Annotated in this window: 9 protein-coding genes; 4 read left to right on the top strand and 5 right to left on the bottom strand. The window is 48.9% G+C overall.

The genetic code is table 11. The annotated features are described in order from the left end of the window. Positions 1-7: 7 nt before the first annotated feature. Entirely contained in the window at positions 8-1,702 is a 1,695-nt protein-coding gene (locus RF679_RS12760; RefSeq protein WP_309481013.1) for an alpha-amylase family glycosyl hydrolase, read from the bottom strand. A 477-nt stretch (positions 1,703-2,179) separates the two neighbouring features. After that, a complete protein-coding gene (locus tag RF679_RS12755) occupies positions 2,180-3,970 on the bottom strand; it encodes a pre-peptidase C-terminal domain-containing protein (protein ID WP_309481012.1) in 1,791 nt (596 codons plus the stop codon). Between the two features lie 470 nt (positions 3,971-4,440). Here RF679_RS12755 and RF679_RS12750 point away from each other — a divergent pair, with 470 nt between their 5' ends. From RF679_RS12750 to RF679_RS12740, 3 genes are all read left to right on the top strand, one after another. After that, positions 4,441-6,765: a DNA translocase FtsK gene (locus RF679_RS12750; RefSeq protein ID WP_309481011.1), complete on the top strand. Its 2,325-nt coding sequence runs from the start codon at positions 4,441-4,443 to the stop codon at positions 6,763-6,765. Between the two features lie 138 nt (positions 6,766-6,903). Then, a complete protein-coding gene (lolA, locus tag RF679_RS12745) occupies positions 6,904-7,557 on the top strand; it encodes an outer membrane lipoprotein chaperone LolA (RefSeq protein WP_309481010.1) in 654 nt (217 codons plus the stop codon). Continuing rightward, a complete protein-coding gene (locus RF679_RS12740) occupies positions 7,557-8,870 on the top strand; it encodes a replication-associated recombination protein A (protein WP_309481009.1) in 1,314 nt (437 codons plus the stop codon). Before lolA ends, RF679_RS12740 begins: the two co-directional genes overlap by 1 nt. A 189-nt stretch (positions 8,871-9,059) precedes the next feature. Here the strand turns inward: RF679_RS12740 and amaB are convergent, their stop codons facing one another. Together amaB and RF679_RS12730 are read right to left on the bottom strand one after the other, a co-directional pair. Next, positions 9,060-10,577, bottom strand: a complete 1,518-nt coding sequence (gene amaB, locus RF679_RS12735) for an L-piperidine-6-carboxylate dehydrogenase (protein ID WP_309481008.1) — start codon at positions 10,575-10,577, stop codon at positions 9,060-9,062. Between the two features lie 120 nt (positions 10,578-10,697). Further along, positions 10,698-11,789, bottom strand: a complete 1,092-nt coding sequence (locus RF679_RS12730; protein ID WP_309481007.1) for a saccharopine dehydrogenase family protein — start codon at positions 11,787-11,789, stop codon at positions 10,698-10,700. A 164-nt stretch (positions 11,790-11,953) separates the two neighbouring features. Here RF679_RS12730 and RF679_RS12725 point away from each other — a divergent pair, with 164 nt between their 5' ends. Continuing rightward, on the top strand, positions 11,954-12,400 hold the full coding sequence (locus RF679_RS12725; protein WP_309481006.1) for an Lrp/AsnC family transcriptional regulator: 447 nt from the start codon (positions 11,954-11,956) through the stop codon (positions 12,398-12,400). Between the two features lie 153 nt (positions 12,401-12,553). Here RF679_RS12725 and RF679_RS12720 read toward each other — a convergent pair whose 3' ends face one another. Further along, the gene (locus RF679_RS12720; RefSeq protein ID WP_309481005.1) at positions 12,554-12,862 is read right to left on the bottom strand and encodes a hypothetical protein; all 309 of its coding nucleotides are present in this window, start codon (positions 12,860-12,862) and stop codon (positions 12,554-12,556) included. Between the last annotated feature and the right edge of the window lie 169 nt (positions 12,863-13,031).

Raw genomic sequence — 13,031 nt, 5'->3', positions numbered from 1 at the left:
GCTTGGTTTAATTGACTTGATAGATTGCGAAACTCTTAGCATTCAAGTTGATCGTAGCAACGCCATTGCCATCGGCGTTTGTTGCCAGCGGCAGTGCTGTGCTGCCAACCGCAAGTGGTGTGAGTTTTGCGTTCGCCGGGAGGCTGCGTACGATGGTTGAACTGGCTGAGCCGTTGTAGTTCAGCACGACCAAGGTACGTTCTGCATCCGATTGACGCTCGAAACTCAGTACGTTGCCACTGACGGTCGCATTTTGATAATTGCCACTATTGAGCGATTTACGTTGCTTACGCAGCGCGATCAAGGTCTTGTAGAAGCCTAGAAGAGAGTCGGGGTTGCTAGCCTGAGCAGCGACGTTTTGTGTAGCGACGTTGGCCGACAGGGCGCGGAACGGTGCACCAGTACTGAAGCCCGCGTTGCTGGCATTACTAGTCCAACTCATTGGTGTGCGCAGTTTCGCATCACCAGAAAGGGAGCTCGCACCAGCCATACCAATTTCTTCACCGTAGTAAATGAAAGGGATGCCTGGTTGTAGTAAGTAGGTTGCGGCTGCCAGGCGGTATAAATTGGGATCGCCACCAATTTGATCCCACAGACGATCGCCCGCGAAGGAGTCGTGATTGGAAATCATTGTTGAAATAGTCGCCGGTGCTGTATTGAAGTAATTCGCGACACTTTGGATCGCGTTACTTTGACCGCGCACTGCATTGACCAGATTGTAGTTGTGGCCAAATGCAAAAGCGCTACCGCATGAGGTGCTGGCGGCAAACAGGAGAGGGTTTCCGGGCGCCTCACAGACCATGAAACGTTTATCGTATTGACCGATGTTTTGTTGAACCTTGCCCATCAATGCGACGCTTTCTGGCTGGCTTTCCCATGCCCCAGCATTGTTTTCGATGAGGTTGCCGACCGCATCAAAACGGAAACCATCGACCCCACGGTTCAACCAAAAACGTAGATTGCTTTGGTGGTAGTCGACCACGGCTTGGTTGGTCAAATTGAAGTCGGGCATGCCAGAGTAAAAGCCTGCGAAGTAAGCCCCATTTTTTGTGCTATACCACGGATTCGCCCCGTAGATATTCCAACCAGTCGGGATCGGGTCCTTCCAGACGTACCAATTACGGTAAGTGTTAGTAGTCGTATCGGCAGAATTCACAAATAGGGGATTGGTGTTGGCACTGTGATTCATCACATAATCCATGATGATCCCGATACCGCGCGCATGGGCTTGCTTTAGCAGCTCGTCGAGGTCTGCTAACTTGCCGTAGTCCGTTTCGATGTCGCGGTAGTCCTTGACGGCATAGCCGTGATCGCGGTCTTCACTCTTTGTGATCGGCATTAACCAAATACCGGTAATGCCGAGGTCTTTCAGGTAGTCGAGACTTTGTGTGACCCCCTTTAAGTCACCGATGCCGTCGCCATCGCTATCTTTATAGCCACGCACGTAAATTTCCATGAACACGCCTTTTTGCCAATCAGCACTAAGCGCGCTGCCCGGATCTTGTTTGGCGATGGCGCTGATATCAACGCTAGGCAAATTGGCGCTCGGTGTTTCGGTGGGCGTGTTGCCGGTGGGAGTATTGGGGGTGCTCGGGGTGAAACTGATCGGAGCGGAACTTCCGCCACCGCCGCCGCAGGCGGCGAGTGTTAGACAATACGCAATGCTGAGGTGACGGAGTAGAGGTTTGAGTGATGCTTTCATGGCCTTGCCTTTCCAGTATTTTTACTACTTCAATTTCCATTTGGGGGGGATTTGGAATTTCATTCGAAATAATAACGCGTTTACTGACATTCAAAGCGCTTTGATGTAGCAAAACTACAGAAATCATTGATTTGTTTTTGGTCTAAATGGCAATTCTTACAATCTTGTGCGAACTATACTGCGCGCTCTTGATCTTTATGGTTTGGCTTGGTTGTGGGCGCGTTTTCGCGAAGTGCTTGCAAAGACCATGCTAGATCTGTTTGCCTGAACTAGTGTTTGTGATGGCCGGAATAGACGGGGGAGTGTTGAAAAGGTAGGGAGGGGCTTTTAATGGCCAGATCAAGTGCGATCAATTGCAAATGATCTGGCTACGTTGTGAGTTCGAACCTCGTTGTTGAAATGTGCTTCTAAGACGCTTTCATTCAACGCGGTCGTGAACTCTGTTTTCTCGCATATTCGAAAGTCTAGTGTGAAAGCTTAATTGATATCGAGTAAGGCTTTCTTAATCGTGTAAGCACCGCTGTACGTGCCACTGGCATTCTTGTATGACTGCGTTTGCGCATCACGTTTGAAAGTCAGCGTAAAGGACAGTGGATTGTAAGTATCCGATGGTGCGCTGCCTGTGCTCGAAGTCGGCGTTTGGTCGGCCATATGTTTGAAAGTGGCACTGCTACTACCAATGCCGTTGGCATCGACTGCAAAAATGTCGCTTGAGTTTAAGGCCGTACTGTATTGATACGGAGCGCTGCTAGAGCCAATCAAATAGGTCTTGGTCGAAGTGATGGTGCGATCGCTATATTTGAAGCTGTCGCCAGCCGTCAAATAAGACAAACGCACAGCCGTTGCGCTGAACTTGGTGCTTGTACCAAAGTTGGAGCCAGTCGCTTCGGCGATGAAAACGCCGCCTGCGCCGTACACCGTGGCGACGTCACCATTGACATATAAAGCTGTATTTTGATCGATGCCATAGCTCACGCTTGGACCAATGTTCTTCAATGCCGCGATGAGGCGACCAAGGCGGCCTGAGCGGCTAGCGCGATTGTCGAAGTGGGTATCTACATTGGCGTTAGGAATAAAACCGAAGCCTTTGATCTTAGTGCCGAAGTCAACATTGCTCGGATGGGTGAGGCAAGATGGTGCAGGCGTGCCGTCTGAAGCAGGGGCAACATAGGGACAGTTGGCTGGTGTGATGGAGCGCAGGGTATTTTGATTGAGATAACCAATACTGATACCTTCGCCATAGGAAGTGCTCGGTGCGATTGCTGTACCTGCTGAGTCACCGGCATAGATGAAGTTGCCGGCATTGTAGCGGGCACGGATCGCTGCCAGTAATGGACTATCACTACCATCATCTTTCAAGAAAGTACGCGCCAAACGAGATTGATCACCGCCGATCACATACACCAAATCCGCTTGATTGATAATGGCGATGTTGGCTTGACCTTGGGTGCTCGTGTTACCTGAGTTCGTCGCATAGGTATCGTGATGACTGAGGATGTGTTTCGGCGAGAAACCGTGACGTTGGAAAAGGTTGTAATACGACCAGGTACCGCTGGTGGTGTCGTTGGTGAACTTATCGACGCCATCGGCTTGATTGACGGCGGCTGCCGTGATGATAGCGACGCGTGGACAGGGCGTGGTGTTCCAATCTGTGCTGCAATTAGTCGTACTGTTAATGTTGGGGGCACTGGTATTTTTGCCCGTCGCTTGACGTAGCCCGCCCACAAAAACGTTGGTGTTAGTTTGAGAGATCGACCCACCATTGAGCCACACTTTGCCAGTCACGGCTCCTGTGATCGGAGGCGTAACGCCACCACCTCCGCCTCCAGTTGAACCACCACTGTTAGGGAAAGTGACATTCAGTGTATAGCTTCCGGTCTTGGAATAACTCTTGATGCGGATGTAGTAAGTGCCTGCCGCAGGCGCATTATAAGTGCCGACTTCAGGATTGCTCGAGGTCGATTTGTAGGCGACATAGCTGCCTGTTGCAGGATATAAATACCAATCAAGATCGATGCCACTGGCATGCGACAGACTGATGGAGATGGTTCCCGCCGCAGCTACATCGATGCGGAACCAATCATAGTCAGTGCTGGAACTAATGGTGCCCGTGATATTCGTACCAGAACAGACGCTAGTATTTGCAGTAGTGTCGGTGTTGTTCGATTCCACTTCTGCGGTGAGGCAGGCAGCGAAGCTGGTCTGGAAACAGAGTGAGGCGAACAGGGCGAGCGCGCCCCGTAAGAGTTGGATGCGACGTGTCTTCAATTTGAAACCTCCAAGTGTGTTTGGCACGCAAACCCCAATGCTGATCTGAGCGATCTTTCTTGTTAGCTGTAGAGCAGGGCGTGCTTTCCCCTAATCGATTTCGCTTGCGGGCTTTGTTTATTAGAAAACTTGCCTACGTCTAATATTTTACATTTTATTTGTTTATGTAAATCGATTTACATGTACTATAAAACTGACGCGCCGAGAATTCAAAGACTTTTTATGTGCTGTTGCAAAAATGTAGCCTTCGAGGTTTTCATTGATCGGCGAAGTTGTTAAAAAACTTTGTCATAGCGATACCAAAGCAAGAAACATCCTCAAGTGGTACGAAGCGCGAGTAAGCTTTCTAGCAATGATTCCTTAGCACCGTATCTCTGTTTTGCCCTACAATCTATGCTGCACAAGAGGATGGAAACCACAAGTGGTCGATTTCGGTTCCAGACCTCTGTTTCGATAGCACTGATAAATTTATGACAAATTCGAACGAGGGTTACAAACGTAGTCGCAATTCGGCACCACCGGTGCAATTGCCGAGCCGCTTAGTCTTGCTGTTGAGTGAAGCACGATGGTTGTTTTTCGCGGTCTGCTGCGTTTATTTGATGTTGATCTTGGCCAGTTTTTCGACGGTCGATCCAGGATGGTCACGCGCGATTGAAGTGAGCAAGTTTCACAATATTGGTGGACGTTTTGGCGCTTATATTGCGGATCTCGCATTCTTCATTTTTGGCTTTTCTGCGTGGTGGTTTTGCGTGGCCTTGCTGCGTTTCGTGTGGAATGATTATCGTCGGGTTGCGCGCACTAAGTTGGGAGTTGCTGAAGACGAAGTGCATCAACTAGAAAAGATCATCAAGCTAGTTGGTTTCGCGTTGATCTTGTTCGGCTTCATGGGCTTGGAGTCTCTACGACTTTATAACCTCAAAGTAGCATTGCCGGGTGCCCATGGTGGTGTTCTCGGGGAATTGATCGGCCATCTGAGTTTTGCCGCCTTCGGATTCACTGGCGCGACTTTGTTATTGTTGTTGCTGGTGGCAGTCGGTGTCAGTCTCTACTTCCATTTGTCATGGTGGCAAATTGCGGAAAATACTGGAGCGTTGTTGGAAAATGCGTTCGAGTTTATTCGCAAAAAATACGCTGATCGCGAAGATCGTATCCTTGGCGAGACTGCCGCAGTCAAACGTGAAAGCACAGTGGTGCAAGAGCGCGCCAAAATTGTAGAAGCACCGCCGATTCGGATTGAGCCGCAAGTGGTCGCTGTTCAAAAATCGGAACGCATTGAGAAAGAACGTCAAACTTCTTTGTTCGACGATATTCCCGAGACCAATTTGCCGCCCTTATCTTTGCTTGATGAACCGCCGGTGAGCCAAGAAACGGTGAGTGTAGAGACGCTGGAATTTACCAGCCGATTGATCGAGAAAAAACTATCTGATTTCGGCGTGGAAGTTAAGGTGATCGCAGCCTATCCAGGCCCTGTGATTACGCGTTACGAGATTGAACCCGCGACCGGTGTGAAGGGTAGCCAGATCGTTGGTCTGGCGCGTGATCTAGCACGTTCGTTTGCCTTAACTTCGATTCGCGTGGTCGAGACCATTCCTGGTAAAAATTATATGGGTCTTGAGTTGCCGAATCCTAAGCGACAAATCGTACGCTTGACTGAGATCTTGGGTTCCAAAGTCTACAACGATAGCCATTCGAACTTAACAGTCGCTCTGGGGAAAGACATCGCTGGTCATCCTATCGTTGCCGACCTCGCCAAGATGCCACACTTGTTGGTGGCGGGTACGACAGGTTCCGGTAAGTCGGTCGGTATTAATGCGACGATTTTGTCTTTGCTGTATAAGTCCGACCCAAATGATGTGCGCATGATTTTGATCGACCCTAAGATGTTGGAGATGTCGGTCTATGAAGGCATCCCGCATCTATTGGCACCAGTCGTCACTGATATGCGTCAAGCTGGGCATGCTTTGAACTGGGCAGTCAACGAGATGGAACGACGGTATAAGTTGATGTCCAAACTCGGCGTGCGTAATTTGGCGGGCTATAACGCCAAGATCGCTGAGGCGGCGAAGCGTGAGGAGCATATTCCGAATCCATTTAGCCTAACGCCTGATGCACCAGAACCTTTGGAAAAATTGCCGACCATCGTGATTATCATCGACGAGTTGGCGGATTTGATGATGGTGGTGGGCAAAAAAGTTGAAGAGTTGATTGCCCGTATCGCACAGAAAGCTCGTGCGGCAGGTTTGCATTTGATCTTGGCCACGCAACGTCCGTCGGTGGATGTGATTACAGGTTTGATCAAAGCCAATATTCCGACGCGTATCGCTTTCCAAGTCAGTAGTAAGATTGATTCACGCACCATCTTGGATCAAATGGGGGCGGAATCTTTGCTGGGTATGGGTGATATGTTGTACATGCCACCGGGTACGGGTTTGCCAATTCGTGTCCACGGCGCCTTCGTTTCTGACGATGAAGTTCATCGCGTGGTGAAGCATTTGAAAGAGCAAGGTGAACCGAACTACATCGAAGGTATTTTAGAAGGCGGCGTGCTTGAAGAAGGCGGTGATGCCTTAGCGCCAGGCGAAGGTGGTGGTGAGGCTGATGCTTTGTACGACCAAGCGGTTGCCATCGTTCTCAAGAACCGTCGGGCTTCAATCTCTTTGGTACAACGTCATCTCCGGATTGGCTACAACCGTGCGGCGCGTTTATTGGAACAAATGGAAGCTAGCGGCGTGGTTTCGACCATGCAATCGAATGGCAATCGCGAAATTCTAGTGCCGGCCGGTAATGCTGAATAGCTGAATAGCTGAATGGCTGAGAAGCTGTGTAAGCCAATGTCATTATCGCTGCGTTAGTTGTGTATGCGTGAAGTCAACGTAGAAAATGCGTAGCAATATCGATGCTTGAAAAAGCGTCTCGTTATAGAAAAGAATGAAATGAAAAAGAATATGATGCGTGGCTCAAAAAAATGGATTGCTAGTCTGTTTGCCAGCAGTGCTTTGTTAGTCTCGGGCTTGGCATCCGCTTCCGCGATCGAGCAATTTAAGTCCTTCGTGGTCAACACGAAGACTGCCAAAGGGACTTTCGTTCAAGTGCAGGTCAAATTGGTCAACGGCAAAGTGCAGCCGGGTAAAACTGCATCGGGTATTTTTAAATTTTCGCGCCCTGGGAAATTTATCTGGAACTATGTCAAACCATATGAGCAGAACCTGCAAGCCGACGGCGATAAATTGTACATGTTCGACAAAGACTTAAATCAAGTCACGATTAAAGCCCTCGGTAATGCGATTGGCTCTAGTCCGGCAGCGATTCTGTTTGGTAGCACCGATCTGGAAAAGAATTTCACCTTGAAAGACGCTGGCATCAATCAAGGCATCGAGTGGTTAGAGGCGATTCCGAAAGAAAAAGATACACAGTTTGAAGTGATTCGGATAGGCATGAAAGATGGCTTGCCCATCGCCATGGAATTGCGCGATACCTTTGGTCAGATCTCGACTTTGAATCTGAATAACTTCGAACGTAATCCCAACTTCGGTGCGAGTGAATTTAAGTTCGTGATGCCAGCTGGTGCGGAAGTGTTGCGTCCATAATGTTTGGTGCAGAACAATCGGCTTATCAGCCTCTCGCAGAACGTTTGCGCCCGGCGACCATCGATGATGTGATCGGTCAACAGCATTTGCTCGGTTCTGGCAAGCCATTGCGTGTTGCTTTCGAATCGGGCGAGCCGCATTCCATGTTGTTATGGGGCCCGCCTGGTGTTGGTAAGACGACTTTGGCGCGTCTCATGGCGCAGGCATTTAATGCAGAATTTATTGCCCTGTCGGCTGTGCTCTCCGGCGTAAAAGATATCCGTGATGCGGTAGAGCGGGCCGAGTTTATCCGCGCCAGCATGCAGCGACGTACGATCTTGTTTGTCGATGAAGTCCATCGCTTCAATAAGAGCCAGCAAGACGCGTTTTTGCCGCACGTTGAGAGCGGCTTGTTTAGCTTCATCGGTGCGACGACAGAGAATCCGTCCTTTGAAGTGAATAGCGCTTTGCTGTCGCGTTCGGCGGTGTACGTTCTCAAATCACTGACAGAAAGCGACCTCGAACAATTGGTTGATCGTGCTTGTACGCGTGAACTTGGCGGTCTGCAATTTACAGCAGAGGCAAAATCGAGTTTGATCGCTAGTGCCGATGGCGATGGACGTAAGCTGTTGAATAATCTCGATATCACAGCACGCGCTGCGCAGGTCAAGCAAGTTCGTGAAGTTGATACTAATCTTTTGGCAGAATGCCTTGGTGATGCCTTGCGTCGCTTCGATAAAGGCGGTGATGCTTTTTACGATCAAATTTCGGCATTGCATAAATCGGTACGTGGTTCGAATCCCGATGCGGCTTTGTATTGGTTGGTACGCATGCTCGATGGTGGCACCGATCCGCGTTATTTGGCGCGACGGATTATTCGGATGGCGAGTGAGGATATCGGTCTGGCCGATCCTCGTGCTTTGCGCATTACGCTCGATGCAGCAGAGACCTATGAGCGTTTGGGCTCGCCCGAAGGCGAATTAGCATTGGCGGAGGCGGTGGTATATTTGGCTTGTGCTGCAAAATCGAATGCCGTTTACATGGCTTATAAAGAGGCGCGGGCTTTCGTGGCAAAAGATAAGACACGTCCAGTACCCGAACATCTTCGCAATGCACCGACCAAACTCATGAAGGAATTGGGTTACGGCAAACTGTACCGTTATGCGCACGATGAGCCAAATGCGTATGCGGCGGGTGAAACGTATATGCCAGAAGGCCTGGAAGAGGTGAGCTGGTATCAACCTGTGCCGCGCGGTTTGGAAATCAAGATCGCTGAGAAGCTCAATTATCTGCGTCAGCTCGATGCGGATGCGGATCGCGATTCTAAATCTTAGCGCTCAGAATTAAGTGAGCCCAAAAAAAGCCCAAACAAAGCTTGTTTGGGCTCGAATTTATTTAGCTTATTTGGCTTATTTAGCTTAGTAAGCTTACTTATTTTAATTACCGGTTTTTAGAACTTTTATCGATCTATTTTGAAACGGCGCTGTTCTCGAGCGCCGTTTTCTTTTTGCTTTATCTAGCGATTAGATGTCAAAGCTAATGCCTTGTGCCAATGGCAGCGAGTGGCTGTAATTGACTGTGTTTGTGGAACGACGCATGTAAGCTTTCCAAGAGTCGGAACCAGATTCACGACCACCGCCAGTGTCTTTTTCACCGCCGAATGCGCCACCGATTTCAGCACCAGATGGGCCAATGTTGACGTTGGCGATACCGCAGTCACTACCAACATCAGACATGAACAATTCTGCTTCGCGCATATCGGTTGTGAAGATACTGGAAGACAAACCTTGTGGCACTTCATTGTTCATCGCGATGGCTTGTTGCAAATCCGTGTAACGAACGATGTACATGATCGGTGCGAACACTTCGTGATGCATGTGTTCCGTTTGGCTTGGCATTTCAACGATAGAAGGGCGAACATAATAGCCATCTTCGCAGCCTGTTACAGTCACGCGCTCACCGCCGAATACTTGACCTTGATCGGCTTTCGCTGCTTCTAAGGCATTTTGCATCATATCGAACGCAGCTTTGTCGACCAATGGACCGATCAAAGTTGTTTTCTCGAGTGGGTTACCGATTGGCAAACCAGCGTAGATTTTCTTCAAGCGTGGTACCAAGGTATCGTAAATGCTGTCATGGACGAACAAGCGACGCAAAGTCGTGCAACGTTGACCCGCCGTGCCAACCGCAGAGAATGTGATCGCACGAACGGCCATTTCCAAATCTGCACTTGGGGCAACGATCATCGCATTGTTACCGCCCAATTCCAAGATGGTGCGAGTCAAACGCTTAGCGCAAACTTCTGCGACTTGGCGACCCATGCGTGTGCTGCCTGTTGCGGAAACCAACGCAACACGTTTGTCTTCTACCATTTGTGCGCCAGTGTCGCGTCCACCGATGATCAATTCTGCCAAACCTGCTGGTGCATCGTTGCCAGTTAAGTTGAAACGCGCTACCGCTTTCATGAACAAAGCGTGTGTCGCTACTGCTGTCAAAGGTGTTTTTTCTGATGGTTTCCATGTGACGGAATCACCACAAACGAAGGCCAATGCTGCATTCCAAGCCCATACTGCAACTGGAAAGTTAAATGCAGAAATGACACCCACAACGCCAACCGGATGCCACTGTTCCATCATGCGATGGCCTGGACGCTCAGACGCGATAGTCAAGCCGTACAGTTGGCGTGAGAGGCCGACTGCGAAATCGCAGATGTCGATCATCTCTTGTACTTCGCCCAAACCTTCTTGCAAAATTTTGCCTGCTTCGAGTGTGACCAATTGTCCGAGTTCTGCTTTGTGGGTGCGCAATTCTTCGCCGAACAAACGGATCAATTCACCACGGCGTGGTGCAGGTACTTTACGCCATTGTAAAAACGCAGCGTGAGCGCGGTCGATTTTAGTCGTCACTTCAGCGGCTGTATCAGCACGCAAAGTCGCCATAGTTTGACCATTGATCGGGGAAACGCTAGGAATGTCTTGACCTTGGTAGTCGGCCATGTTGACGCCTAAACCAGCGAGCAGGGTGTTGATATCTTTTGTCATAAGTGCTCCGATAAATTCTTGTTTAATCTTGTGCTCTTGAATCACAGAGGCGCAGAGTGCAGAGAACCTTGATCATCTCTGCTACCTCCGCGCCTCCGCGATGAAAACTAATTGTATTGATTACAGTGCGTAGTAACGACCGAAGCGGTTTGCTGTGAAGTCTGCCAAAGTAGCTTGTTCCTGACGAACCATACCTTTTTGTGGCAACTTACCTTCAACAACCATATCAACCATGGCGCAGATACCAGACGCAGTTGTCAATTGTATCGCAGACAGCAACTGACCGTTAACTTCTTGTGCGTAGATTTTCTTCGCATAGGATTCTTGTTCCAAGCGGCCATTGCGTGTACCGATGACGCTGACGAAAACCAAAACCACGTCTTGTTTAGTCATAGGAACAGAAGTTTCCAAGACATCTTTCAAGATTGGACGGCGTTCCAGTTTGCCCAATTCCAAATCGCGAATCAACATTTTGACGATGTCGCGGTGACCTGGATAACGCACTGTTTTGTAGTTCAAGTTTTGAACTTTACCTTGCAAGGATTCGCACAAAGTACCCAAACCACCAGAAGTGTTGAACGCTTCGTAGTCGATACCGTCGAGTGAGAAGTGTTCCATTTCTTCCAATGGGGAAGTTTCGCGCAATTGACCGTCAACGATCGCTTCGCATGGGTTGCAGTATTCGTTGATCAAGCCATCTGTACTCCATGTCAGGTTGTACTTCAACGCATTGTTCGGGAATGTTGGCAAAGCACCGACGCGCATGCTGACGTCACGCAAAGTTTCGAATTTCTTCGCTACGTCGTTTGCAACGATAGAGATGAAGCCTGGAGCCAAGCCGCATTGTGGAACGAAAGCAGAGTCTGCACCGTCAGCCAATTGTTTTACAACACGTGTGCTTTCAACATCTTCTGTCAAATCGAAGTAGTGGGAGTTTGCTGCTTTCGCTGCACCAGCGATGATTGGTGTCAAGAAGTATGGGCAAGCAGACAATGTGACTTTGTGACCACGGATCAATTCAGTAACAACTGCTTGATCAGCCAAGTCAGCTTGTTTTGTTGTTACATTAGGAAAACCAGCTTGTGCAACGTATTTCAAACGTTCTTGGTCACGATCTGCTACTGTGATTTCGTAGTCGCCAGTGTGGGACAACAAATTGAGGATTGCATCACCGATTTTACCGGCACCGAGAAGAATGAGTTTAGTTGCCATCGTTAGTCTCCAAAGAGGGTGTAAAGTTAAAAAACACGACAAACTGTCGTGTTTGCGATGGAAGAGAGTGTAGAGGGGAAAATTGTCAGAAAATAGAGTGTAAAGTATCGTCAGATTGAGTCATAATGATGCGATATGACGAACAAATGAGATAAAGTGTATAAATGAAGCCTGTTCTTGATGATATTGATAACAAAATCCTCGCACTCTTGATGGACAATGCGCGGATGCCTGTTACGACCATCGCTAAACGCGTGGGAATTGCTCGCACCACGGTGATTGCGCGGATCGCTGCTCTCGAAAAACGTGAGGTGATTGCCGGATACGGCCTGAAACTGAATCAGGCGATGTATCAACCCGCTGTGCGTGCCTATGTTGGTTTGTCGATCGAAGCGCGATCGGTCGCTGGACTTATCAAATTTCTGCAGCAGTTGCCAGAGGTTGAGAGCCTATGTGCGGTTAGTGGCGCGATTGACTATATGCTGACGCTACGTTGTGCGACCACGGAAGTGCTCGATCGCTTGCTCGATCAAATCGGCGCGCTTGATGGCGTGCGCCAAACTTCGACCTCGATTATCTTGAGTAAGCGTATCGACCGCTCGGCTCTTTAATTTGTGCGGTGCTAGTGGTGATCTTTGAAGTGGAGCCGTGCGACCCACGCAGTGAGATGAAAATAAAAAAGCCAGACATCGGTCTGGCTTTTCGCTTTATTAGATGTGCTTGAAGTAATTCGCACTTAAGCATGCAAGAAATCGTGTACGGTTTTAGGTGTTTTCTTGTGTCTTCGTTGAACTAGATTTTTTATCTTCGCTGCTCGGCTTCTTGGGGCTTGAAGATGGTTCACTAAATCTTGGTGAAGTTTGCTGCATGATTTGCAGGTGCACTGAAGCTTTGTCCATGCCGCTTCGATCAATTTGCAATGGTGCCTGAGATTGGACGTCTTGGGCGCAGTTCTCTTGGCACTGCAGTTCTTTGTTCGACTGCGGTTGAGAAACTACGAAGAGTTCTTGAGCCTGAACTGCTCCAACGACAGATGCTAAGACGATACCAAGAGATACTGTTTTCATATTCATGATCTAAAGCCCCCATTGATGTGTGGCGCGCGTTCGAATTGCATCGCAACGCACTAGTGTAAAACAAAACGAATCGCTTTTGTCTAAGATGTTAATTAAAACGCAAATAAATCGAAAATATTTTTGCGTGTTTAGTCACAATGTTTTTTGTTTAGTCTAGCCTTGTGAT

This window comes from Undibacterium cyanobacteriorum (genome assembly GCF_031326225.1).
In the GTDB taxonomy this organism is placed as follows: domain Bacteria; phylum Pseudomonadota; class Gammaproteobacteria; order Burkholderiales; family Burkholderiaceae_D; genus Undibacterium; species Undibacterium cyanobacteriorum.
The sequence above is the reverse complement of the archived record's forward strand: the minus strand, read 5'-3'. Positions and strand labels throughout refer to the sequence as shown.